The organism is Virgibacillus proomii (genome assembly GCF_900162615.1).
Taxonomy (GTDB): Bacteria; Bacillota; Bacilli; order Bacillales; family Amphibacillaceae; genus Virgibacillus; species Virgibacillus proomii.
On sequence record NZ_FUFN01000009.1, the window covers coordinates 188,910 to 214,027 of the forward strand.

Here is a 25,118-nt window from a genome sequence, read left to right on the forward strand (position 1 = left end):
AATAACATCCTCCAATTAATTAGGATATTCAATTCTTGTTATTATAAACGTTAGTTACCCCATGTATTCCCGTTTCTACAATTCCCCCACTCAACTAAAAAAAATTTTTTAGAAATCATATGCTTAGGAACATAACAGTATTGAAAATATATTGAAAAAGGAATGAAAAAACTCGGGCTCCTGATGAGGAAAACCCGAGAGAATATTGGATTTTGTATTGGAAAGGCAAATGTTTATTATGACGAGCAATTGTTTATTTGTGATCTACATAGAAGAAAAAAGAGTTCAAGAGATAAGATAATTGTAAAATAACAACTAAGCCTTTATTCATTTTTATTTCAATTCTTCCTGAACTAAACATTCATAAATCTTTACCAAACTTCTTTTTAAAATCTTATTGTTTAGATGTAATCTGCTTTTGAACTTTTATAAATCTTTCAAAAAACGAACCAGAATTTCCGTAAATTCTTTTGGCTTATCGTAGTGAATATCATGTCCTGGTGTATCGACATCAACTCTTTTACCATTATTCAATAATTCAACAACTCGGTCAGCATCATCATCTGATAAGGCTGCTACTAATAAGTCTCCATCATAAGTTGTTTTAGCTTTTATGAATACGGTAGGACTTTTGATTTTTGATAATACTTCTGATTGATTATAATCTTCAAACCATGAATGATCATAAAATGTTTCTCCGAATTTACGATCATATGGATACGTTTCTGATTCAAACATTCGATTAATTTGTGGAGGCAAATACACTAAATGGACTGGCTCATTTGGGTGTTTTTCATGATACCTTATAGCATCTTTCGTAAATTTATTCCAAAGAAAATTTCCAAATAACTTTTTCCAGTAGCTATGCTCTAAAGAATAAGCAAAATAATCTTTCACTCCATGTTGATTCTTATAATCTTCATACATTTGAAATCCATATACCCACACATAGGTGTTTTCTCGTCGATTTAGTTCTGTTGCGAAGAAAGGTGAGTCCTCAATCACTGTGCCTAGCACTAATTCAGGGTAATGGGCCGCCAACCATGCTGCAATCATACCACCAGACGAATGACCTGATAAAACTACTTTATCACAAATCTCTACTTCGATAAATTCTGCAAAATCCTTGGCCATTGCCTTAGCTGAATATTTTTCAGGATTCCAATCGGATTCTCCATGACCATGACAATCAACCGCATAAACATGGTAGTGCTCTGAAATTTCAGGCAATACTTTTGCATAATCTTCCCACATCATAGCTTGTCCGTGAATTAATAGCAGTGGTGTTTTTCCGTTACTTGGTCCTTCACCATAATTTAATACAGTACCATCTTTTAATTTTATTTGCTTTTCAGTAAATCCTTTATTGTACATTTTTGTTAATGGTTTCTTCATGTATGTCATATTCGTGTAAAAGTAAGATCCAATTAATGTTATTAGCAGCAGTATTATTACTACAACATATATCATTCCGATTCCTCATCCGATACTTTTATAGGTTTTGAATTTAAAATCGCTTCAGCTAATTCAAAGAACGCTTCTTGTTTAACTAGTGCTATACCTTGTTTCTCATCACCTAGCATTAGTAAAGAGTCACCTGGTTTAATATTAAATATATCTCTTGCTTCTTTTGGAATGACAATTTGTCCTTTAGTACCGACTTTCACCGTCCCAAAAATATGTTTTCCCTCTGGATGTGCCATTATAATTCCGCCTTTCTCTTACATTCAAATGTATTTATTTTCCTACAAGTATAACCTTTCATACCTAGTATATAATTATCTTAGGTATAGTTCAAGGAACAACGACATCGGAACAGAGAATATCAGATAATAACCAATGATCTTAAGACCTTTATTAGACAGGGGATTAATAGATTAATGAAAAAAATAAAAAAGACTGAACCTATAATAGATCCAGCCCGAATAGATATTAAATAGTAATATCCATTTTTAAATTATCTACATCCCCTTTTATTATGAAATGTAGATGTTTATTAATTCGTTTCATATCCCAATCCCACCACTTTATTTTTAACCATTCCTCAATTACTTTATCTGAATAACGTTCTTTTATAATTTTAGCAGGATTTCCTCCAACAACTGTATAAGGGGCTACATTTTTCGTAACAACAGATTGTGCAGCAATAATTGCACCATCCCCAATTTTGACTCCAGGCATAATTGTAACATCTCTTCCTATCCATACATCATTTCCGACTTCAGTATCTCCTTTTATCGGCAGGTCGTCTAAGGAAGGTACGTGCACTTCCCGCCCATTACCAAACAAATGAAAAGGATAGGTTGAGCCATCCATCTGATGATTCGCTCCATTCATAATAAAGGTTGCCCCTGGACCTATCGAACAAAACTTCCCGATAATTAGTCGATCACCGATTACTTCATAGTGATATAAAACTTGTTCTTCAAATGCTTCTCCATGTTTACTATCGTAGTAAGAATAGTCACCAACAGAAATGTTTTTTCTAGCTATAGTTGGCTTGATAAATTGAACGCTTTTATTTCCTTCTAATGGAAATGGGGTTTGTGGATTTGGTCCAAGGAAATTTTTAGCTGTCATAGAATCACTCCTTTATATCGTCGTTTAAAGTTAACTTAGCTATTTTATCGCATTCCAACGCAACCCAAATCATTTTACCCTTAAAACTCGAAATACCGTGTGGTTCTGCATTTGGTGTGTTTATTGGATATTCTTCTATTATCTTATTATCCAGTATTCTTCCAATTTTATTAGCTCCCCACTCTGTAAACCATAACTCATTTCCCACTCCTGCTGTAATTGCATGTGGGCGGGAATTTAACGTTGGTATTTCATATTCAGTTATACTCCCTGATGTTGTTATACGACCTACTTTATTTCCAATAATCTCGACAAACCATAGTGCACCATCATTTCCTCTTGTAATACCAACTGGTCCTGATTCCGGTGTGGGGATTTTAAACTCTGTTATTTTCCCGTCTTCTGTAATTCTTCCAATTGCATTATATTGATTTTCTGTAAACCATAAAGCATTATCATGCCCCATAGTGATAAAGGATGGATAAGAACCCAGATTAGGTAGGTCATACTCACGAATGGTACCATCCCTCGAAATATGTCCAATTCGATTTCCATTAAGTTCTGTAAACCATATTTTTTTATTCGGTCCCTCCGTAATGCCATATGGTCCTGAATTTTCATTCGGTAAATCATATTCAATAATATTACCTTTTTTAGTGAGCCTACCTATCTTATTTGCCCCATTCTCTGTAAACCAGACTTCACCGTCTGAAGATACTGTTAAACACATCACTTTTGCATTAGGAGTCGGTATTGAATATTCAACGATACTTCCATCCATCTGGATACAACCAATCGTGTTTGCTTTATGTTGTGTAAACCATACCTCTCCACTGTTTGAAACAGCTATTCCATAAGGACCTGTATTTCGAGAATTTAGTTCTAACTCTTGATATGAATAATCCATTAAATTATTTGACATAGAAATACCTCCAATCTCTTTATTCTGAGACAGGAGGTAATGTAAACAAAAATATAGACTTAAATAAACATGTTCAATGAGAAAAAATATTTATCAAAGTCAAAAATGCACATTACATTAATCCTATCTCAGAAAAGTAACCAATAAGAAAACATTGTTCATTAAATTATCCTAATGAACACAAAAATAATTATTGATTTCTTCTAAAGTTAGGATTATATGATCATGTGCATTTATTCACCCTTTCGACTATAAATTACTTACACCTTACTACACTTAGTATAGTAAGTCAATGTTCCCTATCAATTGATAAACTACACTCATTGTTGAAATGCTTATATACAGTATAATAGACTCATATTCTTGTAACATACATAACACATAAGGCGTTTTGGTCCAAGTCTATTTTGCTGGTTTTGTAATAAGGAGAGGAAAGAAGAATGGATACTTTTATAGCAATTGTTGGATTACTCAGCCTTGTTGCAGTATTACTATATGGTGCTCTGGCTGTTTATGCACTCATTAAAGGAAACGGTAAAGCCAAGAAACACGGGAAATATGTTACCTATTTCTTTTTTATTTTTGTTTTAGCACTCGTTTTAAGTCCTTCAGATTCCACTACAACTTCGGATGTTGATTCATCTATAGCAGAAGAAGTTCAGGGAAATGAAGATAAGAAATCAGAAACAGACAAACCGGAGTCAAAATCTACTCCGGTAGACACAGTTGCTGAAGAGGAAAAAGAAGATAAAGAGGAAGAGCGTAAGGCGAAAGAAAAAGCTGAAAGAAAAGCAAAAGCAGAAAAGGAAGCCAAGATAAAGACTGAAAATGAAGGGGAAGAAAAGAAAGATTCATCCAAGAATGAACGATTCGAAGGATATAAACTGATTGAAGTGGATGGTGGTGAAGGTAAATGGAAATTTTATGTTAAAGTATTATTTTAAAGGTTGTGGACGAATGTACTTAAACTGGCAGGATTGTTTAAGAGCTAACATTAAAAATTCTAAGAAAGACAGGTTTTGTTGGAAATGAAAAAAGTAATAAAGATGATTTTTGGTATTAGTTTCATATTTTATTTATTAGCACTGGTAATGCTGTTGTTTGTAGGTGTTATGTTTGTGGGAATTAGAGGTCATATATGGACAGACTTATCGTTAATAGAGTATATAAGGAATTCTTCAAATTTCGTTCCATTTAAAACTATTAGTACATATATAACGGCAATGTTCGACGGAAGTTTAAATATAGCTATACCTATAAAGAACCTCCTTGGTAACTTAATTATGTTTTTACCAATGGGAATTTACCTACCTTACTATATAAAAAAGATAAATAAGGTTGGTGGATTTATTCTCTTGATGATTATATTGTTATTAGTTATTGAAGTAACACAATTAGTTACAAGAAGAGGAAGTTTTGATATTGATGATTTTATACTAAATATGGTAGGTGCTTTGATAGGTTTTGGTATTTGGAAAACAAAAATAGTTCAGAGGTTACTTAAATAGCTGTTTCCGACTCTTCAACTAAAAGAGGCATAGTTTAAGTAGCAATGGATTAGGACCACACATTTTAGACATATCCAAAATGTGTGGTCCTTTTAATATCAAATATTTTACTTAGATAACCTAAATATAACATTGGTTGTACCAATATATGGATGACTGTGATGGTGATGGTATGGTTGGCGAGTAAGCCCCAGAATGAAAAAATAAATAGGAAAGGGAAGAGAGAGTGGATTAAGTTCTGCTCTCTTTTTTATTGCCAATATTCTCTCCTCATTATGAAAAGGACAAAGAAAAATAGAATAAGAGAATAACAAAAAAAGGAAAAAATCACGGGGCCTATTGTTCTGCACTCAAAGTTAACTTCAACAAAATGTTAATAACCTATTCGTCTTTCCAGCAAACTATTCTTAATATTTAATCTCTAGGGATCTTCACCAACCTAATCCGTAAAAGAAAGTAGTGATTTGTTGAAATTGAAATAGGCTGAGCATATTTAGACTCAGCCTGATACAAAATTATCTTTGGGATTAGAAACAGAAATTATTACAAAAAATACGATGATGTATAGATTGTGCAAATAAAATATATAAATCCCTTTAACTTTTTACAAGTATATAATTTAATTACTTGTTATAAAAGGTTATCATGATGATTTAATCAACTCATCTGAAAATAGCAATTTTTTTATTTCTAATAAAAAATATAAATCCTTTTCAAAAGGCCAATCAGAATATATTATTACACCATAATTTTTTGTAAACATCACATTAATAGGCTGTGTCTCATCTTTAATTTGCCATTCTACGGTAATTGCAGACAACCTACCAAGCTCATTGTAATGATCGAAAATTTCATCAAAATTAACCCTTCGTCCATACAACCCTACAGCATTAACTTTTCCTTGTATATTATTAAACCATGAACTAACAATTTGAGTGTGACTTAACTTTTTTAATAACTTTTTAAATTCCAATTCATGTTGATAAGGTTTAAATCTATCTGGGAAGTGTTGAATCAAGGCCCTCTGCAAACCAATAACATTCTTTTTGGACGTATTTAATATCATTATATTTTCATCCTTTTTGTAATAACAATTAAAAGGTCTGTCTCCCCCAACAATACTTTGATGAAGATATTCTGGATCACCCGCCATTCTTCTTGGTGTTTTATCAACTGTTTCGTGAATCGCCTGTAGGTGTATCCATCCTTCATAATAATCATTTTCAACAACTTTCAAGATAGTGATGGGGTCTGCATCAAATTTAGTTCCTTTTATTGTTAGTTGTTGATTTGTATGGAATCCTTCTGGTGGAATGTCTATATATTCAAATTCTACAAAGTAATAGGTTTTGTTCAATTTTGCTTAGCCCCCTGACAAAAATAAATGCTTTTGAATTAGCCGATTCAAAGTATAAAGAGTCTTTGTTTTTAAAGATAATCTATCCTTTGAAACTGTCACTGTAGCATCATCTTCTATTCCTTTAGAACTTGGTTCTTCTTTATAGCTAAAATTAAATGAAAAGTCTTTAGTCCTTTTTATATCTTTTAAATATAACCCTAAATATGGATGATAATCCTTAAAGTAGATTTCAAAATTGAAACTCTCTGTACAATCACCCATTTTGCTTTTCAATTCATTTAATATCGGTATCAATCTTTCCTCAAGAAGAACATTTGCTTCTACATACGGGGCATGGTATTCGGGGATATAAAATATTATTTCACCTATGGTATCTGCATCAGAATAAACATCATCATTGAGATAGGCTCTATATGAACAATGAAAAGTAATTCCGTCAACACTTAAATATATATCTGAATCATTTTCTTTTATAAGAAAGTTATTAACGCCTAGATCCTTTAAGAAAGTTTTTAAAGTATTAAATGTATCAATAGAAATTGTTTCTCCTTTATAGTTGCTAGTTATAGACCACGCAACTTGTTTATTTTGCAAAATCACTTTACTTTTATATAAAAATTTCTGAAACCTTACAGAAATGTCCTTTAACGTAATAAAAGAACCTATTAAGGAAATAATACTTGTTAAAGTAATATACCAATTTTTAATTAACAGCGTATATGTACTTAAAATGAATAAGATAGCTACTACAGCAGCAAGCAATAGTAAAATCCAATAAACAACATTAATATATGGTTTGACAGGTGAGAGCCCTTTCATTATAAAGTTCCCCTTTTCTATTAAAAAGATTTGGAAACCAAGCCTATTTATAATTATTCTATACTGAATGTATTTATAATTCAATTTATTCTAAGGGATTACTTTGTAAACTTAAATAAAAAAATAAAGCTATTAATGCTAGCTTTATTTTTTTTACATTCTATCTAATTCTATTAATATTAATTTCCTTATTACTTTATTGCTCCCACCAAAACCAGCATACAACTGAACCTTATATGGTGTTAGCACACCATTATTTTCAATTATTTCATCAATTGCCCACTTGATTTTTCTAATTCTAAATTCATCTATATCTTCTTTCACTTCTTTTAGATAGCGTTGTGTTCTTACTAACTTTTTATTATGAAACCACGATCCTAAACCCAATGTATTTCTTATGCTCGAAGGCGTAATTCTTATTGGTTTACCTTCTCTATGTAAAATAATTTCAACAGCTTCTTTAGCAAGTCTTAAACATTCTTCATCTCTTTTATCCCAATCAATAACGGCCGATTTCTTTTTACCCAAAGCTGCTTTTGGCGTTACTTTATTGTACCAATCTCTATCATATCTATAAATCCAAGTATGTAGCCCTTTCCCCTTTTCTTTTAGTTGACTTCTATTTGCATTCGGATTTTCTGCAATTAATTGTAACCACTTTTTCCTTCGCTTTTGAATATCAAAAGTCGGATTGTATTGGACTTGCACTGACTTCTTCCCAATAACCTTTTTATTTTCAAAGAGATCATCTATTTCTACTCCTAAGAATTGCAAGAACAGTAAGTGTCTTAATGGACTTCTATTTCTATTGTTATGCCTTACAAATAACCGAAGCCAATTAGAAGGACTATCTGGATCAACACTGCTCTGCATCATTTCTAAATACTGCTTCGGGTAAAAGTGCATGAACCGTTCTTGTAAATCCTTCATATATAAACTTCCATTTTTAGAAGCTAATCTTCTTTCCCTTAATCTATCAATGTAATAATCAATAATATAAGATAATTCTTTCCTAGGAAAGTTTCCATTCAGTAACACTTCAGCATTATGAGTATATTTAAGATTTAATGATTTTATAGTGCATGGATATTTATCTTCTAATAACTCTGCATTACAAACCCGTTCATCTGCACATATAAAATCAATACCAGTTCCGGTACTTAAAACAGAACTTTCTTTTAAAAGAACATGATGCTTAGAGCAATAAAAGACTCCAATTATTTGGTGATTAGTACGCCAATAGCTTTCACCTAATGTTTCTAAATCCTCTTGATAACAAACTGGACAATACCTTAAATAACTCAATTGACGTACCTTACTTCCACCAAAACCTAATCGCTGCTCAATGTTTAACTTGGATCCGTTTCTTCCATCTTCCATTGTCTGATAAATTAATTTTGTCTTTTCCCCAGAAAGAAAGGATGTATAAAATCGAAAAGTGGTGTGCTTTTCAATTATTTCTTTTTCTGCTATCTTTGATGATGGAGGAAGATTCCTAATGAAATCTTTAATATAAAGTGGAAAATTAGAAGAAGTGATAACGATATATCGACCAAATAAATCTTCAATTAATGCTCTTCCGCTAACCATCCCGCACTTTGTACGGTAACGAGCGATCACTGAATAAAAAAGTTCATTCTCATACAACTCTGGAAGAAAGTTAATCATAGTTGCTTCATCTCAATCCACTTAGAAGCATCCTCAATATAACCTTTTTCGAAAAGCATTTGATATGGTGATTTTTCTTCTTCTTTTCCTTGTTGAAGTAAATAACGTAAATCATTTTCATTATATTCGTTACGTTTGGTTTTCTTCTTGGGTTTCTCAACCTTCTCAATTGCTTTTACCTCATCTACCTTTTTCCTTCTTACCGGTTCTTCTCTTTTAACTTCGCTTCTTTTCCTTATGTTAGCACCTTCTAATTCAATCTTCCTTATATCTTCATATTTAGCAATTTTATGTGGATTACCAGAACGGATAGCATCCAACATAGGTTGAAGCAACCTAAACTTTTCCTTTGCTACCTTCCTTATTAGATTTATGGTAAGTTCTTCTTTTCCGCTTTCTATTGCCTCCTGTTGTGAATATACAAATAGCTTTATCACCAGATCCGATATACCCTGAGTCTCTTCATAAATTACCTTTCCAAACTCCTCATTATAGTGTACGAAATTCCGTGTCCATTGATATTTCCATACAGACTCCAGCAAAAAGGAAAATTCATTGCCATACTTCATATTGTTATAGATAATTTCAGCGTTTCCTGTTAAACGTCTTGTCATTCGTAATTCCTTTCCAAACAAATCATACGCACCTGGGGTTCCAATTAGACAAAGGTTAATACCGGTATTTATAAGGTAGACGAAGAAATTCATAATTTGGTCTGCACCACGTTTTTTTATATTCTGTGTTTCATCTATAACTAGGAGACCCAGTCCTATATTGTGTGCTACCTGACTGATTAAAGGGAGCATACTATCTACGGACATATTTCTTGAAACATACTTCTTATAATTATTTGTACCAAGCAATTCATCAACTTTCATAAAAAATTGTAAGCACAATGCTTTGAGGCTTGAATTACTCGGGGCTTCTAGCTTCAACCAAACCAATTGGATTTGGTTAAAATGAGTTCCTTTATATTCATTGTGTATGATTACTTGTGGGATATTACTAAGAACTCTATTAATTGTTGTCGTCTTACCCATACCTGAAAATCCAATGAATGTCCCACAGGATGAAGTAGTTCTGAAATTTTGCCTACTATTTATTTCATAGGAACGATTAATTATTTGCTTTCCAGACTCATTAATATACTTTTTATAGTTCTTATCAAAAGGATTTCTAGCCAAATAACCCTGTAGAATCAATGTATGGATCATATTCCAGACTTCAATATGTACAGGAAGAGGAGTGTAAAGTTGGAACAATCGGTTAACCATATGCAGACGATAAATACTTTCTGCGTGTTTTTCTTCCTCCTTGTAGATTGGTCTAACCATGAGCTTTCTAATGATTGCTGCCTTATCTAATAAAGGAGGAAGTGCCTGAATTAACGGATTTTGATTAAATTCTTCTAACGGGAATTCCTTATATTCTGCCTGTACAGCCTCCATTCCATTTGGTAGAAATATAGTCTTATTCAATATCATCATCCCAATCTAACTTTTGTATTGCCCTAAACAAATCAAGTTCACCATCTTGCTTCATATTATTTTCAGTTGGTACTATAAAGGCTTCGACTACTTCTTCCTTATCTTTCTTCAATTCTCGCTGTAGTTCCCTTTCTTCCCGTTGATTTTCCCTAATCCCTCTTAATCGTTCAGTCTTACTTAAAGTTTCATCCCTCTCCTCTTCCGTTTTTCTCTTTCCTTGTCCAACAATTGTTTGAATATCCTCAAACAACTTCATCTTTTCCTTTAATTCTCGTTCCTTGCTTTTTTCATCCAAGGCTCCCTCATGTTTAATTATCTGTTCTATTTCATAGATTCCTTTGTGCTCATACTTAGTTAGATGTTCGAGAAGACTTAACTTATGAAACTCTCCATCTTCATTTATTGTATATATATCTGATAAATCTCTCGGATCGTACCATATCTTTATTTTTTTTCTTCCATTTATCCGAGCCAACTGGTACCAATTATTTTTCAATGAATAATCAGAAGCATATAGCATTTTCTTATACCTAACTCCACGTGATGTAATGGATGCTGTATCAGTAGGTAGCAAGTGCATCTTAACTGTCTGCTCTGGTAATACTCGCAATTGTCCCTTCATATATTTCACACCGTATCCCCATATTTGAGATGGGATTTTCTCAATACCTTGCTCAATCATCTTTTCATCTAACACATACTCACTCAGGACATGGTGATTATTATGAAAGAGTACACATTTAATAAGAATTCTTGTAAATTCATCAATAGTAAGATTAGCTTGTAGCCTATATTCTGTTTCTCCTCGTTCTTTTATATTCCCATTCTGTACAACCCCATCTGCAAAAGGCTTAACCTTTATGTTCAATTGATTAAATGCTTGTTCTATAACTCCTTTGTAATCCGCCCTATATGGTGGGGCATTCTGGATTGTTATACCTAAACCTGCAATTGCCTCCTCAATTTGTTTCCCATTTAGCTCACCTCTATCGGCGAAAATTCGTTGAGGAACACAAGCTACATTCCATTCATCCTTTTCTAGTGAGATACCATACTGTTTACAATATTCTTCTTTAGGTAACATTGCATTAGCAAGAGCTACCATGGTGCCTGTATAAGAGTTAAATGACTCAAATGTGACATTCAAGCCCATGATTTTTTTTGAGTAGATATCTATTATGCTAATAACTTGCGGCCTTCCTACAATCAGATTTCGATCAACTGAAGAAACTAAATATATGTCAAATTGAGTCGAATCAATTTGCCATAAAGTTCCTGGACCAATTCCTGCATCTTGAGTGGAGTTACCGATGATTGTTCTATAGTTTTGAAAGTAATTTCGTGTACCCTTTCTTTCGATTATTTCCTTTTTAGGGTCATTTATTTTATTAAACCAATATAGGAATTGAGTATAAGTAGGTAGTTCAGAAGAATCCTTTAACATAGGTATCTTTTTGCCTTTACTGTCAGTGTATACCTCTGTAAAGAAGTCTTTTAGAATTAACTCATAAGTTACTCTTAATGAATTTTGTCTTTCATTATAATAATAGCGATTTAATCCTGTCATAAAATACTTTTTAATTTTATCGTCAATATTAACTCCTTGCCCTGACTTAGATTTTCTCGGTCTTCCTCTTTTCTTTTTGCCAGCCTGTCTTGTTTGACCACCAGCCCCACACAAATGAAAATCAGGAAGAAGTGCATTTCGAACCTTGCCACCTTTCCAATAGCGAACTAAATAATTCTTTACGGTGTTGTAACTAACCTTATAAACTTCTGTAGCCGCCTGAATAGCTTGATTCCTGTATTTAGACTTATAAATTAGAGATTCAGAATCTACTTGTTTATGGATAAAATTCACAATCTCCCATGCCCAATCCCTTTTTTCTTTTTCTGCTCTACTCAGCTTTTCTTCTACAACACTTCGTATAAATGTTTCATCCTCTAAAATAGTTATTTTTCCATCTTTGTAATCAGCAGTAAGTTCTTCTTTTTTAATTAGAAATGGCCATCTCGTTTTTTCCATATCTATGGCATATATAATAGAAGAAATTCGTTCATAATATGTAATACGAATTGTTTTTTTATCTTGATACTGTAATAACAAATTCTCCATAATTTGCATATGAATCACCCATCTTACTTTAGTAAATCATTAACGGTTAATGATAATTCTATCTTTTTTTCCATATCAATTACTATTTCTTTCATTGCTATCAAATAACGGAATAGGAATAACGCAGATCCCTTTTGTAATCCTTCCATCTTGTCGAATAATTTAAGTAACTCTTTTAACGGTAGTTCATCATTCTCAAGAAGGTATCTCAGTAAAATTACTGACAACTCTTCTTTATTTAGCTTCCCCTCACTACCTTCTAACATTGTTTCTCTTACCCATTCGATATTTTTTGCTAATTGTCTCGATAATTGCTTTTCAGTAATTATTTTCCAATCAATACCTTTGTGCTCCCAATATCTTCTTTCAATCTCTAGTCTTTCAAAAGTAATTCTCCGCTTTAATTCGGTTGTATTTTTGATGGTTCTTGCTAAAAGAAATTCTTTGCCATCCATATCTTTTACAGTCAAAAGAAAATTCGTCGTTAATACATAAGGTTCTTTAGTCTCCCGATCTGTGAACTTGTCAAAACGTAAATCTTCTTTATCGTCAATTACCTCATTAACATCTAATAGTGGAAAGGACTCTCTTATATCAACAACCTTCGAGCTAAACTCAAATAAAAGGAAAGCTCTATATTGGTTATCCGATTGAAGGTGGTGAATGCGTCCTGTTTTCAGACCAAAAATTCTTGAAGCCCTGCCTTTAGAACTGTAATTGTATGTATAGTTCCAAGGGGTATAATCTTTCCCAACTCCCTGACCCCTTCCTTCTTTTATATATCTATGTAACTTTTCTTTGCTCCATTGGATTTTAGCCATTATCCTTCCTCCAATAAAAAAATTGACTCCCGGCAAATGAACTTGTTTTTTTTTGAGTTCATTATCGGAAGTCAACTAAGAAAAAATATAAAATTTTAAATATCATCTATAGATTCACCTCTAGATATAAATTATCAAGATCTTCTTGTAACAATCCTATATAACGTTTTGTCTCTGCTATAGAATTATGATTTAAGGCAATAGATATATAATCGAGAGATATGCCTTTTTTGAAAGCAAAGAAGGCCCACGTTTTTCTGAGGCCGTGCGTACCGAATCTCTCTTTAATACCGACCATATCACACGCTTCATTTAACATTGATGCAGCATATTGTCTTGAAATAGGCTTATTAATCCCTTTTCTGCTCGTGAACAGATAGTCTTCCTGCCGCTTATCAGGAAAATCCTTCATATATTCTTTGATTGCTTTTGTTAGATTAGGAGTGATAGGAAATCTTTTATATTTCCCGGTTTTCTTTTCATTCAGTTCAATGAACTCTAAAGGTCTACTACCATTCCACACATGTTTAACCTTTAATCTTAAAATATCACTGATTCGTAATGCTGAAGAAATGCCTACATAAAAGAGCAAATAATCCCTTTTATTGTTTCCTCGTAAATAGGTTTTTACCGCTTCAAGTTGTTTCTTATCCCTTATTGGATGAACTACTTTCATTGCTCCCCCTCCTTAGATACCTTACACAACAATTCTATACAATGATTGAAGAAACACAAGAGCCTGGAGGCAATAAAATTAAAACCAGAACTAACCACTCATCGTATCAGTCATCACAATCGTATTCTTTTGAAACAGGCATAACTGAGGTCGTTTGGGTTGTTGAATCATATCCTAAATAAGAGAGTTTTTTCACTTTTCTTCCCAATATATTTTTATATCTAAACTCTAGAATTGTATGCATTTTTCCCACACTATCATCAAACAAAAATAACATATTTATTCTATTGTTTTCTTCTGATATTCCTAAATCAAATTCTGTAAAAATCATCCATGGTTCATTTTTCATTTTCTCTTTATCCTTATATGTAAAATAAGAATACCTCACCTTATCGTAAAAATTTTCAATATGGATCTCTTTAATTTGATCTAATTTAGAAAGTCCCTCTACACTATCTAATTTATACCAATATATTTCAAAATTAACTGCAGGACCTAGTCCTATATTCTTAATACTAATAGTTCCAGTTCTTTTCCTGGAGCTAATAGGTTGATGTAACGACCATCCACTATTTATTAAATTACCTTCTTTGTCCTTTTTTACTTCTCTATCATACGTTATTAACGCTTCCCTCTCGTCTATTTCTCCGTAAAAAGGAGTTACCGTGATAACAGGTTTAAATTGATGCTGTGTTAAATCTTTATTTATTTTACTTAATCTATTGTTCTGAACTAATGCTAATACACCTAATGAAACAGTTCCAAGAAAAGACATAAATGTAATAAAATAGGTAATAATTTCACCTGCAGACCATACAGCTACAAAAAAGGGATCAATTGCAGGGAACTTAAATAAAGTATGGATTGTTATAATGGGGATTAAGAATATCGCTATAATAATTAACAAAACAATCTTTTTATTACTACTTTTTAAGCACTTCAATATTTTTTCCAATTTTAATCACACCTACATTTCAAATTTTTTACCTGTCAGTAATGTCTGTTGTTATTTTAGCACCAAGTATATGAATCTTACAAAAACTCATTCAAATAAATAAACTGTAACATTCATACAAAATAATCTAATGAACAAAAATAGGAATGCTGATATAACAACATTCCTTTGTTTACAGAACGGGTTTATGTAAAGTAAAACATAACTAAACCATAATGAAATTCCAAAAATTAGTGGATGCCCCAAAAAGCAAAAAAATTTCTTGAAAGGAACAAAATTCCCCTTATGAAATTGTTTCTCTTATCTTTTAAGACAACTTCACCCTTATTGTAGTAGTATCAGGTAAAATCGTGTTTAGTCCATCAATACTTTCAAAATTATCTGTCGGACAATATAATTGTCTGTGGGCTGAATGTAATTGTGCTTCGTTATATGCTTTTATGACATCTTGATTGGTTTCATGTTTAGCTTTTCTATGATTTAAAATTTCACCAAGAAAATCTTCTTGTTTAACTAATACCAGAAGTAATTTACTTGTTAACGGAAAGACATACTCGTTTACCTCAATAATCGGATTATCGAATAAGGCCTGCATTACTTCTCTATTTTTATGGATTCGAAGTATAACTGGGTTATCGGAAGTATAAAACGGTACATTGGTTTTATTCTCAATGATTATCCAAAAAAAATTATCTCTAAGATCTTCTGCTAAAATATTTGTCCTTTCAATCATTTGTTTAAAGTGTTCCAAAGCCCCTATATTAATAGGAACATCTTTTTCATCTTGATAATATAAATATTTTAATTCACTACTTTTATTTCTTTTCATAGCTTCTCTATATGCTTTTGTTCTATAATATTGGAAAGCTATACTCTGAGCTAGGTATTCAATTTCTTCAGAATCTATTATAAACTCTTTATTTTCCTCTTTATAACTTTTATAAGATGCCAAAATTTTATCAAGATGTTTTTTAAATAATGGTTCAATTTCTTCTGTAATAATATCATCTATCAAACTCTCACTAATTGTACCAGAGGCGAAATGCTGAATCTCTTTCACTTCCATTTCAGATAATTTATAGAAGAGATTCTCAGCCGCCACAGCTTTAATTCCAGTAGGAAATTTTTTCTGTTCTACTTTATCAAAAACCCAAATACCTTCATTTCCATCAGTATATCTTCTTAAATATAATTGTGGAACAAAATGTTGTAAATTCCCTGCCAATACTACGCCTCCCTATTCAAGTTACTATAAATTTATTTTAAAGATAATAATACTCTATCTTATGTAGATAGTACAAGGTTTTCTAAAACACAAAATAATTGTATTCTCACGATTCTATTATCAATTAAGGAATGCTAGTAAATCAACATTATTCTGTTTCCTCCGCCTGATTTTATAAACCTTATAAAATTCCTAACCAAATTCCATCTGGTTAGGAATAAGTTTATATCATAGAATTAGAGTAACGATTAAAGAAAGGAAGGCTAAACAATGGAGAATGCATACTATAAAGAATGGTTTGTGATTGACTTTGTTAATTTGAATATTGAAAGCGAAAATGAGTTTGTTTTCTTTTTGAACAAATGGATGCCAGATTATTACAGCAAAAGGAATGAAAACAGTTTATTTCTTTTAAAAATGCTACAAGAAGTTGAACCAAATGCCAACGCATTTGATAGGGAGTTAATACCAGCTATAACAAAAAAAAGGAAGAGATTTATAAAATTCCAAAAGGAAATGCAAGATTTTATAATTGACTTTAACAAAATGGCTGATCAAAATTCAAAGCAACCGCAACCTGGATATTTCAAGTATATACAGATTGTTTCAAAAGAAAAAATTCCAAAACTTAACAAGAAATTAAGTGGAATTCACTATAAAATTCAGGATGAAACTCTACCTAATTACACTTTTGCACAGGTAATAGTACCGAACTTAGTAGATTTCGAAACTTGTTTATATTACAACTTCATACAATATGTAAATACTCACCATTCTGTATTAGTTTGTGCTGCTTGTGACAATTATATATCAAATCCCAGCCCTCATCAGTTTGCAAATGCTAAGAGAGGTTATGCTACTATCCACAAAAACAAACAATGTCAAGATGAATATAGACTACGCAAAGACAGAGAAAGAAAAAGAAATAAGAAAGGTGATAACAAATGAATTATAATTTTAACGAAAATCGTTTACAGTTTGATCCAATTAATCAAGTATCAAAATTCCAGAACGACTCCTATACAGACCTAACAAATCATTATTCCAATACATTTAATTTACTTGAGGAAACGTATAGTCAAAACAGTAAAGAATACCCATTTTCAGTGAGTACTGAAAAAATAGCCGATCCCATATGGTATAAACCTGAGAACTATTCAAACAGATCAATTGGTATTCAAATTGGAAATGACACTCACCAAGTATTTGTTTACGAAGATGAGCATTCTAAAAATACTTTAGTAAGTAATTCCTTAAATAACAATTGTAGCTTTAAGTCGTCAGAACCATATTATATGTATTCTACTTTAGATAACTTAAAATTTCGTTCTAAAGCAGAAGTAATTATTTACTTTGTGCTTAAAGAGACTGGAGTATTACTCCTACCAAATAGCTCGTCTGTATCTTTTGAAACAAGAAAAGAACCTGACTTTTTGGTGATTTATAAAGGAAGAACATTCATCCTGGATATATTAAATAATGAAACTCATTCGAGTGAAAATGATGCTGAAACTGCTAGGTTTTACCAAAATCATGGTGTACCTATTCGTTCTTATTCCAATTATATTTGTGAAACTAATCCATACTGGGTCGCACAAGATTTCCTTCAATGGATTGAAAATGAATTGAGTAAATAATTTTATTAACAAAAACAATGTTTTAGTGAATGACGCATATACAATTAACGAATAAATCACAACACTCTCATTAAGTATTCCAAAAAAGAAAATTAGACTCTTAAAAACAAGATATTAATAAATGATAAATTTGGACAATGAAAATATTAAAACTTATTTTGGAGAATTAACAAACGACAGAAGGAAAAAAGTGCAGGGTTTATTTAATGATAGCCTGCACTTTTTATTTTGATATCAGTCCTTTTACTCCATACATTCAGAAATGTAAAAACACTTTATGAACGCCTATAACCCCCTAGTAATATTTAATTTATAAATATTAGTCTTACCAATACTTAGAATCAGGTCTTACATCAAATAGAAACAATTCTTGAACTACTTCTAATTTAATTGAATTAGGGATGTTATCTTTATATTTATTTTTGGAACGGTTACTTTCATATGCAATCCCCCAAATATATGAAGGTTCTATATCTTCAAAAACTAACACTTCTGCTTGAGGACTAGTTGTCAAGGATTTATTAATATTCAACTTATCCCTTGGAGGTTTACCATTTATATTTTTAAACATACCATTTAAGGCTTCAACACTCATTCTTTTATTTAATGGGATTTTAGAGAATTTAGAATTTGCAGCATTTTCAAAACAAAACCCACATCTTTTCTCCCAAATGATATCTGGTTTTATGCCTATTATAACCCAGTCACAATTAAATTGATTTTTATATTTGTACAGTAGGATATTGTTTGGTAAGTGAATAGAAGTACTGGTTGCATTTAGAAAATAGTCATGTCTATTTTGATCGTTCCTCTTTACTTCAAAGCCCATACTTTTTTGCTTTGAAACTGATAAAATTCCATATCGGAAAATGCTATCAAGATTGTCTGCTCTGGTGAAATGCAATAAAAATTGAATTCCATTCTCTTCTGCAGCTTTTTTAATATCTTCTCTAAACAAGTTTGCATCATCTCCTTTTTTGTTTATAGCCCCGTAATTGTCATGTCTAACAGACTGAATTTCATGAATCGTATGATTCTAATTTAATATCCGTTATTGCCAAACAACTTCATCTCAATGTTTTTTATAAAGTTCCTTAAATATTTTTGTATATATTAATTATAAACTAAACTAAAACACTATGTTTCTATATCGAAACATTTCAAAATGAACAATGGAAGGTATTTATGAAAAGGCAAAGTTGAGTATATTCGAAACTAATAAAGAGACAGCAGATAATCTTTCCCAAATCTTGGATGAAAAATACACCCATAAAGAAAATCCTAAAGCCTCAATAAAAAAGAAGGAAATAATCTCACACACAAAAGAATCTGTTGAACTTACAGATGTATTAGAAAAGGAAATTACATTCAATGGTAAAATATTAAATTCAAATGAAAAACAAAGAATAGTAGATTTCCTCTCTGGGTTAGTATGGCCAATTAATAACATCTGAAATCATAATATGAAACAGTGTGCGGCTAACAAAAAATGTAAACTCTTAACGAATAAGTTTAACCCTTAACGCATTTACCTGGTTTTTTTTACTTTATTCTATCAACTTCAAAATCCACATCTTGATGCTCGTTTAACTATATTGTTAAACGAGGTATTTAATTATGTAGAAATAAGTGATAAAGAGAGTAAACTCTCCTTACCTCTTACTTCTCTAACTTGCTTTTTTCTTACTAATGTTCGCCATTCTCTTTGACAGTATATTTCTTACTGAAACCCTAAATTGCCTGATATCTTCTAAGCTCTCCTCCGATACAATACCTTTGCTCAAAGTAGTATCCAGCAAACTATCAAGAGCATTTAACGCTTGCAATGCATCATTGAAAAAACGAAACGTCATTGGTGTGTAGAATTGATGTGCTTCTGCTATGTTAGCTATAGTTGATGTCGAATATTTTCGGAGATTGAAGACAAGATCTCTTTCTCCCCAAAATGCTCGTTCCCTTGTTATCTCATAAATCTTCTCCACCAATAATAATGCTTGCTCATAGGCTATGAAGTTTTTTACATTAGGGGTATAAGGGCTCGGTAAATCCATTCCTTTACCTTCTTTCTCTTTAATGTTAACTAGGGTTCTTGTTAAAATAGCCACTATTTGTTCAACTTGGTTGTTTAACTTATCATATTGTTCCTGTGATATATATTGCTGCCCTAACGATACCTGCAACCAGGTGGAAGTTTCCTTTGCAGATCCAATGGACAGTGAATACTGATAAAACTTTTCTCCGATGTACATTTGCTCCCCCATTGCAATTCTTCTTTTAATTGATTCAGCACTTCTTCCTATTTGATCTACAATATTTGCATCGTATGAAGGGTAGGACTTGCAAATTTCTATAACCTTTTCTTCGATATTTTTTGCCAACTTATAACCGATAAATTGCTGTACATCTTTTACTTCAAGGGTTTTCTTCTTTATGTTTTGTGACTTTTGGAAGGATACGACTTTTGGTGCTGATGATTGGGAGGAGGGTGCAGGTGGTTCATTTGAAGATTGTAAGCTGAAAGTGTCATCGAGATTATCATATATCTGATTTGCTCTATACTCATTCAAATAGGACTCGATAACAATCTTCTCAATTTCTGTCATATCTTTCATATCGTTAAGAACCCAAATTACTCCTTTCTCCGCTAGGTATTTTAATTTGTCACCAACATCCATCATGCTGTAATTAGACAACTCTCTTTCATTTCGATACCAACCTTGTATTTGTTCCACTATTTCATTCATTTTATATCATCTCCTTAATGATTTTTGATTATAAAGGAGATAAAGAATCCTTAATTTCAGAAGATAAGTATTCTTTACCCCCTTCGCCTTGATGATTAATCCATTAGATTTATATTGATTCAGATTTCTTTGGAAATAAGTTTACATGGAACGTATTGTGGAAATGTGTAAGACTCGTAGGATGAAATGATTTCATTCTTTATTGTTTATATCGAAAACAAGACGACAAAGAACTTCCTCTTTTTCCACTGAGGACAGTGACTGTTCTGCTGATATTATACGATTGAATCTACAATGTACTTTTTCACAAGAACCACAGTAATTTTCCTCTGCTGTAGTATAAAATACAAGGCACTCGCCTTCTGGAATGATAAATATCTGTTTGGTCACTACTATGTCACCATCTATGCCCTCTTGAATGAACTCTTCATCCTCGTAAACAAGATGGCCCATAAGAATTTCACCATTACCATCCAAGTAGAGTTCACCCTCATCATACTCCCAGTCATCCCCACTGGCATTTTTATTGATTGGCACAAATGGGACAGTTTCTAATGCAATCGTTACTAGTTCGTCAATGCTCTTTGGCATCCAAATTTCCTCTTTGTTTATAGGTAATTCAACAATATTATTATTCATATCATAATTCTCCTCTTCTAAATTTTTTTGTTTTATCGTCGTTATCTTTATTCTATTATCTATCTACTTAACTGAAACGTTTTTAAGGTTCGACCATGTTTGAGATCGTTCCAATCATATAGCACAACTTATTCCATAGATGAGTTTTTAAGTTCTCCTGCTAATATGCTAATTAAAGAAGCAAATTCCTTCTCAGTTAATGTTTGATCCGCTGCCAATTCCCGACGTGAAAAGGTAAACCATGTATCCGATTCCTCAAAACAATCTTCAATATGGTTGAAGACTAATAACTCCCCGTTTTCAAGCAGAAAAATTTCTCTTTTAACAGATAATGATTCAGTTTCATGAACACGAGACACAATGTCATAACTATTTAATAGGTATCCTTTTAGATAGCCATCATTTACTTGTAGGTATTTAATCTCATCAACAACCCATTTTTCTTCTGTTTTCTCTACGTAGATAGGTTCAAATGTCGTTCTTTGGGCTAAGCCTAATAGTTCACCTTTGAATACCTCTTTCATATTTGTTAAAACATTTACGATTTCTGATGTAGTTTGTGTCATTTTCTTTTCTCCTTTTTAGTTGGTATTTTTAAATTTAATTTAGTAGTTCTTACTACTTGTTTCTTCCCTCTTTCTATCTTTTCTTGCGTTCTATGATTCTATTGTATATAGTCACTGGTAAAAAAAGGTGACGTGCCAAGTCACATTTATGATTTTTTGAAAAAATTTGTAATTTGTTATAAAAACCCATTAAATAGTATTAAAGTTTCCTATTATATTTAATGCCTCTCTGTAATAGAATATATTGCACCACAAGAAAAGGAAGCTGCTATGCAACTTCCTTAACCTCTTCATTCACGGTTTCCAGACCATAAATGAGCGTAATATATCTTTCATCCTTGAAACCAAGCAATGTGTAAAACTTCTTCCCATTCGATGGTCGAACATCAATGTTAAGCATTTTTTTGAAAGTATCGGGCTTGAAACGGCTGGCATCCAATTCAAGTCCTTTTTCTTTCAGTTTTTTGGCAAGACATCTCTTTAAGAAATCACTTATTTCATTACTAGACTTAAATTTTAGTCTTTTTTTATTTCTTGCAAACACTTTATCTAGCACTTCCATCAACTGAACTTCTAACGTGACTTGCTTTCTTCTCTTAATGTTTTTAATCTTTTCTATTGCTTTTATATCATCAATATAGCAATATTTCTTGGACTTCTTGATTGATTTTTGGTGGACCTTAAATACTTTCCTTACCAGTTCATAATCTAGTTCCGTTTCTAGAAAATGATTTAGATCCTTTTTAACTCCGCCCTTTAAGGTATTGCGAACAAGTTCAAGTTCTCCATCTTTTCGCCCTGCCATATATTCCTCCTTCAATTGATTAAAATAGCTTTCATCGGAGGCAATTTGTTTGATGATACTATTGGAGTCACCTTTAATTTTATTGTTTTTCAGTAACTCCTTTTTGCTCACCATTACAGATTCATTTATGTCCTCAAACTGACATTTGAATTTTTCTTCTAATTCCTTAATGAGTGAATGGAAGTTATTGTAATTGTTGTAGGTCTTTATCATAATTCCTTCAGACTCAATCGCAGGAAAATTTATACGTAATTTACCGTCTTTATCCGAATAAACACCACAGTTTCTTTCAATTTCATCTACATTACCAATAACAGGGCAATTGTCATCTCTCAATAGTTCAATATAAGTCTTTGAATTCTCAGCTTTTCTTTTCTCGGTTTCTACATAAGCGTGGTAACGGAATACATTGCCTTGTTTTTCTGTGGAACTCTCTTGAAAGAAAACCTTGAATGCTGCATATGATGGAACTTGCTTACTGGTTCTAAAACGGTTAGACATTTGTACCAAACGGGTAAACTCATGATTCATACTCGAACTACTACAATACACCCAGGTTTCTGCCTTCTCATTAAATCCTGAGATGATACTCATACCAGCACTAATGGCTGTTGTCCCAAGTATAACTTGTACATCTTCTGGAATATGTCCTAATTCGATTATGGATAGCTCTTCTTTCCCCCGTTCTTTCTCTTTCTTCGAATATATTCCAACTGTTTTAATACCCTTCATTTCTAGGTCCTTTTTAAAGTCTTCGATTAGCCTTTTATTTTCAATAAATACCAATATTTTCTTTGCCGGATCCTTTTTAATCGCTTCTCTGATTAGTTTTAGCATCATTGAATCTACTTCATTGGTATCTTTACCTGAAAGAACTTTATATCCAGCCTTGCGAAAAGGATTCTTTCGATTCTTTTGTGTTACCTTGATAACCAGGTCATAAACGCCCCCAATGGTTAGGCTCTCGGGTGTGGCTGTCATATGCAATACTACTCCATTATTTTTTAAATGTTCTTCTTCCTCAGCCAAATATCTTTCAATCGTTTCTGACTTGAATGTTGAGTCATTAGCTAACATGTGGCACTCATCAAGAATCATAATCCGGTGATGTTTTAATACATCTAATGTTGCTGAATCATAGCCACGTCGTCTTACATTTTCACCTTCAGTCAACTTCATATCAAGAATTACATTTGCATGATCTGGTGTTGTAAGAAACTTGTCGTTGTTCGCAATAATGCTTTCACGCTGTCCCTTAATCATTTCATCTGAACCTGTTAAAACTGCTGATTTTTCCGTTGAAAAACTATTCTTGAGGTTATTGATTAAATTTCTTCTCGGAATCGACATGATCGAATAAGATAAGCTGCTAATACTTCTGTACATTTTTTTAAAGGACTGTAATTTTACATTGAATTCATCAAGTACATCTAAAATAAACCTAGATTTGCCGATCCCAGTATCCCCAATGAATAGGATACGTTTTCCTGGACTACTTAATAGCAGATCTTTGAATTCCTTACAAACCTGTACATTGTCTGAAAGATAGCCTTCAATTTCCCATTCCTTATCAATTCTCATTTCATACTTTTCACTAAGCTGAAAGATTCCTTTAGTATCAATATCAAACGTTTGTAAATCGTAAATGAAACTTCCCATTGTTCTACCAACATATCCATATCTCTCAATCTTGTTGAATTCTTCTTTGTATTTTCCTTCACCATCATCAATGATTTCACATAGCTCGTATACTTGGTTTCTATCAATTAGTCCTTCAATCATCATGCTATGAAATGTCAGCAATAGATTAAACCAGGTATCGTAATCATCAATAAATGGTAATTCTTCAAGAGCCTTCACAATAGCATCAAAGTTAACCCCGTTAATTTTGTAAAAATTATTGAACCGCTCATCTGCTAGCTTCCTTGCAACTTGCTTATTGCTTACTTTTCTTTTTTTCTTCTTCATCTTCTTCTTTTCTTCGAGGAATTCATCAACGTATTGTTGAAGATTTGTGGGTTTTTGTTTCCTATTGATATGAACCTTTTTTCCAGAAGCATAAATCATTTTTAACAAGTGTTGACTGTGGTCAAAGGAAATCCCTAGCTCTTGTTCCCAATACTCCATTCTTCTCTTATACGCATAGGCCCATGACTCATAGGAACAGTCTTCTAAAGGGACAACTCGTTCATAAACGTGGTATCGGGGGTCGTTGTAATCTTCACTACTTGAGAAGGATCTCTGAACCATATAGAAGTTTTTAAATAGCTTCTTTTCAAGTTCCTTCTTTCTTTCATAGGACAAGTGCTTGATATCATCAATGTCGAACTCAATAATATTTGACATAAAGCCCTTTACTTCATCCCGTTTATTTGGAGAATCAAAATAACTTGCCACAATATGCGGTGTTCCAATTTCTAATACATTATGAGCAAATTCATGTTCATCCATATGTCTGTACTCTGTTTTGTTTCCGATATTTACTGATTTAAAGTAGTTTTGAATTTTACCAGCTTCATACTTTGAGGGTTTTGTTTTATACCCATGAGTGTAGGGTGTAATCAGAAGGTTGGACTGAGGAAATTGAGGT

At 32.2% G+C, this 25,118-nt stretch carries 23 protein-coding genes; 5 read left to right on the forward strand and 18 right to left on the reverse strand.

The features are described from left to right. Positions 1–426 precede the first annotated feature (426 nt). The 4 genes from BN1066_RS03610 to BN1066_RS03625 form a co-directional block, all read right to left on the reverse strand. Positions 427–1,470, reverse strand: coding sequence for an alpha/beta fold hydrolase (locus BN1066_RS03610; protein ID WP_077318143.1), 1,044 nt, complete (start codon positions 1,468–1,470; stop codon positions 427–429). Next, positions 1,467–1,703, reverse strand: coding sequence for an AbrB/MazE/SpoVT family DNA-binding domain-containing protein (locus BN1066_RS03615; protein WP_077318144.1), 237 nt, complete (start codon positions 1,701–1,703; stop codon positions 1,467–1,469). Before BN1066_RS03615 ends, BN1066_RS03610 begins: the two co-directional genes overlap by 4 nt. 229 nt (positions 1,704–1,932) lie before the next feature. Beyond that, entirely contained in the window at positions 1,933–2,580 is a 648-nt protein-coding gene (locus BN1066_RS03620) for a Vat family streptogramin A O-acetyltransferase (RefSeq protein WP_077318145.1), read from the reverse strand. A gap of 4 nt (positions 2,581–2,584) precedes the next feature. After that, positions 2,585–3,487 (reverse strand): Vgb family protein, encoded by a 903-nt coding sequence (locus tag BN1066_RS03625; RefSeq protein WP_077318895.1) that lies wholly within the window; start codon positions 3,485–3,487, stop codon positions 2,585–2,587. A 455-nt stretch (positions 3,488–3,942) separates the two neighbouring features. On the opposite strand from BN1066_RS03625, the gene BN1066_RS03630 reads away from it, so the two are divergent. Together BN1066_RS03630 and BN1066_RS03635 are read left to right on the forward strand one after the other, a co-directional pair. Beyond that, positions 3,943–4,446 carry a hypothetical protein gene (locus tag BN1066_RS03630; protein ID WP_077318146.1) on the forward strand — a complete coding sequence of 168 codons (504 nt, stop codon included), beginning with the start codon at positions 3,943–3,945 and terminating at the stop codon, positions 4,444–4,446. Positions 4,447–4,530: 84 nt separating this feature from the next. Then, positions 4,531–5,010, forward strand: a complete 480-nt coding sequence (locus tag BN1066_RS03635) for a VanZ family protein (RefSeq protein ID WP_077318896.1) — start codon at positions 4,531–4,533, stop codon at positions 5,008–5,010. A 643-nt stretch (positions 5,011–5,653) separates the two neighbouring features. On the opposite strand, the gene BN1066_RS03640 is transcribed toward BN1066_RS03635, so the two are convergent. The 9 genes from BN1066_RS03640 to BN1066_RS03680 all read right to left on the reverse strand — a co-directional run bounded on the left by BN1066_RS03640 (position 5,654) and on the right by BN1066_RS03680 (position 16,137). After that, positions 5,654–6,367, reverse strand: coding sequence for a hypothetical protein (locus BN1066_RS03640; protein ID WP_077318147.1), 714 nt, complete (start codon positions 6,365–6,367; stop codon positions 5,654–5,656). Between the two features lie 6 nt (positions 6,368–6,373). Next, positions 6,374–7,189: a hypothetical protein gene (locus BN1066_RS03645; protein WP_077318148.1), complete on the reverse strand. Its 816-nt coding sequence runs from the start codon at positions 7,187–7,189 to the stop codon at positions 6,374–6,376. Between the two features lie 153 nt (positions 7,190–7,342). Continuing rightward, positions 7,343–8,857 (reverse strand): TnsD family Tn7-like transposition protein, encoded by a 1,515-nt coding sequence (locus BN1066_RS03650; protein WP_077318149.1) that lies wholly within the window; start codon positions 8,855–8,857, stop codon positions 7,343–7,345. Beyond that, positions 8,854–10,335, reverse strand: a complete 1,482-nt coding sequence (locus BN1066_RS03655) for an ATP-binding protein (protein ID WP_179104279.1) — start codon at positions 10,333–10,335, stop codon at positions 8,854–8,856. The genes BN1066_RS03650 and BN1066_RS03655 overlap by 4 nt, the downstream gene beginning before the upstream one ends. Further along, complete coding sequence (locus tag BN1066_RS03660) at positions 10,328–12,469, reverse strand: Mu transposase C-terminal domain-containing protein (RefSeq protein WP_077318151.1); 2,142 nt, start codon at positions 12,467–12,469, stop codon at positions 10,328–10,330. Before BN1066_RS03660 ends, BN1066_RS03655 begins: the two co-directional genes overlap by 8 nt. Positions 12,470–12,483: 14 nt before the next feature. Then, on the reverse strand, positions 12,484–13,281 hold the full coding sequence (locus BN1066_RS03665) for a TnsA endonuclease N-terminal domain-containing protein (RefSeq protein ID WP_077318152.1): 798 nt from the start codon (positions 13,279–13,281) through the stop codon (positions 12,484–12,486). Between the two features lie 106 nt (positions 13,282–13,387). Further along, complete coding sequence (locus BN1066_RS03670) at positions 13,388–13,957, reverse strand: site-specific integrase (protein ID WP_077318153.1); 570 nt, start codon at positions 13,955–13,957, stop codon at positions 13,388–13,390. 106 nt (positions 13,958–14,063) lie between these two features. Continuing rightward, a complete protein-coding gene (locus tag BN1066_RS03675) occupies positions 14,064–14,912 on the reverse strand; it encodes a hypothetical protein (protein ID WP_077318154.1) in 849 nt (282 codons plus the stop codon). A 307-nt stretch (positions 14,913–15,219) separates the two neighbouring features. After that, complete coding sequence (locus BN1066_RS03680; RefSeq protein WP_077318155.1) at positions 15,220–16,137, reverse strand: DUF4238 domain-containing protein; 918 nt, start codon at positions 16,135–16,137, stop codon at positions 15,220–15,222. A gap of 270 nt (positions 16,138–16,407) precedes the next feature. On the opposite strand from BN1066_RS03680, the gene BN1066_RS03685 reads away from it, so the two are divergent. Further along, positions 16,408–17,085 carry a hypothetical protein gene (locus BN1066_RS03685; RefSeq protein ID WP_077318156.1) on the forward strand — a complete coding sequence of 226 codons (678 nt, stop codon included), beginning with the start codon at positions 16,408–16,410 and terminating at the stop codon, positions 17,083–17,085. Beyond that, positions 17,082–17,774 carry a hypothetical protein gene (locus BN1066_RS03690; protein WP_077318157.1) on the forward strand — a complete coding sequence of 231 codons (693 nt, stop codon included), beginning with the start codon at positions 17,082–17,084 and terminating at the stop codon, positions 17,772–17,774. The genes BN1066_RS03685 and BN1066_RS03690 overlap by 4 nt, the downstream gene beginning before the upstream one ends. A gap of 325 nt (positions 17,775–18,099) precedes the next feature. Here BN1066_RS03690 and BN1066_RS03695 read toward each other — a convergent pair whose 3' ends face one another. Beyond that, positions 18,100–18,732: a DarT ssDNA thymidine ADP-ribosyltransferase family protein gene (locus BN1066_RS03695; RefSeq protein WP_179104280.1), complete on the reverse strand. Its 633-nt coding sequence runs from the start codon at positions 18,730–18,732 to the stop codon at positions 18,100–18,102. 214 nt (positions 18,733–18,946) lie between these two features. On the opposite strand from BN1066_RS03695, the gene BN1066_RS03700 reads away from it, so the two are divergent. Beyond that, positions 18,947–19,228 (forward strand): hypothetical protein, encoded by a 282-nt coding sequence (locus BN1066_RS03700; protein WP_077318159.1) that lies wholly within the window; start codon positions 18,947–18,949, stop codon positions 19,226–19,228. A gap of 213 nt (positions 19,229–19,441) precedes the next feature. Here BN1066_RS03700 and BN1066_RS03705 read toward each other — a convergent pair whose 3' ends face one another. The 4 genes from BN1066_RS03705 to BN1066_RS03720 all read right to left on the reverse strand — a co-directional run bounded on the left by BN1066_RS03705 (position 19,442) and on the right by BN1066_RS03720 (position 24,655). Continuing rightward, on the reverse strand, positions 19,442–20,518 hold the full coding sequence (locus BN1066_RS03705) for a four helix bundle protein (RefSeq protein WP_077318160.1): 1,077 nt from the start codon (positions 20,516–20,518) through the stop codon (positions 19,442–19,444). A 192-nt stretch (positions 20,519–20,710) separates the two neighbouring features. Further along, complete coding sequence (locus BN1066_RS03710; protein WP_077318161.1) at positions 20,711–21,157, reverse strand: hypothetical protein; 447 nt, start codon at positions 21,155–21,157, stop codon at positions 20,711–20,713. A gap of 128 nt (positions 21,158–21,285) precedes the next feature. Continuing rightward, positions 21,286–21,723 carry a hypothetical protein gene (locus tag BN1066_RS03715; protein WP_077318162.1) on the reverse strand — a complete coding sequence of 146 codons (438 nt, stop codon included), beginning with the start codon at positions 21,721–21,723 and terminating at the stop codon, positions 21,286–21,288. Between the two features lie 268 nt (positions 21,724–21,991). Continuing rightward, a complete protein-coding gene (locus tag BN1066_RS03720) occupies positions 21,992–24,655 on the reverse strand; it encodes a DEAD/DEAH box helicase family protein (protein ID WP_179104281.1) in 2,664 nt (887 codons plus the stop codon). Between the last annotated feature and the right edge of the window lie 463 nt (positions 24,656–25,118).

Excerpts from the sequence above, each read along its gene's own strand:
- BN1066_RS03660 (WP_077318151.1), bottom strand. The coding sequence starts at position 12,469 with ATGCAAATTATGGAGAATTTGTTATTACAGTATCAAGATAAAAAAACA.
- BN1066_RS03665 (WP_077318152.1), bottom strand. The coding sequence starts at position 13,281 with ATGGCTAAAATCCAATGGAGCAAAGAAAAGTTACATAGATATATAAAA.
- BN1066_RS03715 (WP_077318162.1), bottom strand. The coding sequence starts at position 21,723 with ATGACACAAACTACATCAGAAATCGTAAATGTTTTAACAAATATGAAA.
- BN1066_RS03700 (WP_077318159.1), top strand. The coding sequence starts at position 18,947 with ATGGAAGGTATTTATGAAAAGGCAAAGTTGAGTATATTCGAAACTAAT.
- BN1066_RS03670 (WP_077318153.1), bottom strand. The coding sequence starts at position 13,957 with ATGAAAGTAGTTCATCCAATAAGGGATAAGAAACAACTTGAAGCGGTA.
- BN1066_RS03635 (WP_077318896.1), top strand. The coding sequence starts at position 4,531 with ATGAAAAAAGTAATAAAGATGATTTTTGGTATTAGTTTCATATTTTAT.
- BN1066_RS03645 (WP_077318148.1), bottom strand. The coding sequence starts at position 7,189 with ATGAAAGGGCTCTCACCTGTCAAACCATATATTAATGTTGTTTATTGG.
- BN1066_RS03625 (WP_077318895.1), bottom strand. The coding sequence starts at position 3,487 with ATGGATTATTCATATCAAGAGTTAGAACTAAATTCTCGAAATACAGGT.
- BN1066_RS03610 (WP_077318143.1), bottom strand. The coding sequence starts at position 1,470 with ATGATATATGTTGTAGTAATAATACTGCTGCTAATAACATTAATTGGA.
- BN1066_RS03720 (WP_179104281.1), bottom strand. The coding sequence starts at position 24,655 with ATGGAGTATTGGGAACAAGAGCTAGGGATTTCCTTTGACCACAGTCAA.
- BN1066_RS03620 (WP_077318145.1), bottom strand. The coding sequence starts at position 2,580 with ATGACAGCTAAAAATTTCCTTGGACCAAATCCACAAACCCCATTTCCA.
- BN1066_RS03710 (WP_077318161.1), bottom strand. The coding sequence starts at position 21,157 with ATGAATAATAATATTGTTGAATTACCTATAAACAAAGAGGAAATTTGG.
- BN1066_RS03615 (WP_077318144.1), bottom strand. The coding sequence starts at position 1,703 with ATGGCACATCCAGAGGGAAAACATATTTTTGGGACGGTGAAAGTCGGT.
- BN1066_RS03690 (WP_077318157.1), top strand. The coding sequence starts at position 17,082 with ATGAATTATAATTTTAACGAAAATCGTTTACAGTTTGATCCAATTAAT.
- BN1066_RS03705 (WP_077318160.1), bottom strand. The coding sequence starts at position 20,518 with ATGAATGAAATAGTGGAACAAATACAAGGTTGGTATCGAAATGAAAGA.
- BN1066_RS03650 (WP_077318149.1), bottom strand. The coding sequence starts at position 8,857 with ATGATTAACTTTCTTCCAGAGTTGTATGAGAATGAACTTTTTTATTCA.
- BN1066_RS03685 (WP_077318156.1), top strand. The coding sequence starts at position 16,408 with ATGGAGAATGCATACTATAAAGAATGGTTTGTGATTGACTTTGTTAAT.
- BN1066_RS03630 (WP_077318146.1), top strand. The coding sequence starts at position 3,943 with ATGGATACTTTTATAGCAATTGTTGGATTACTCAGCCTTGTTGCAGTA.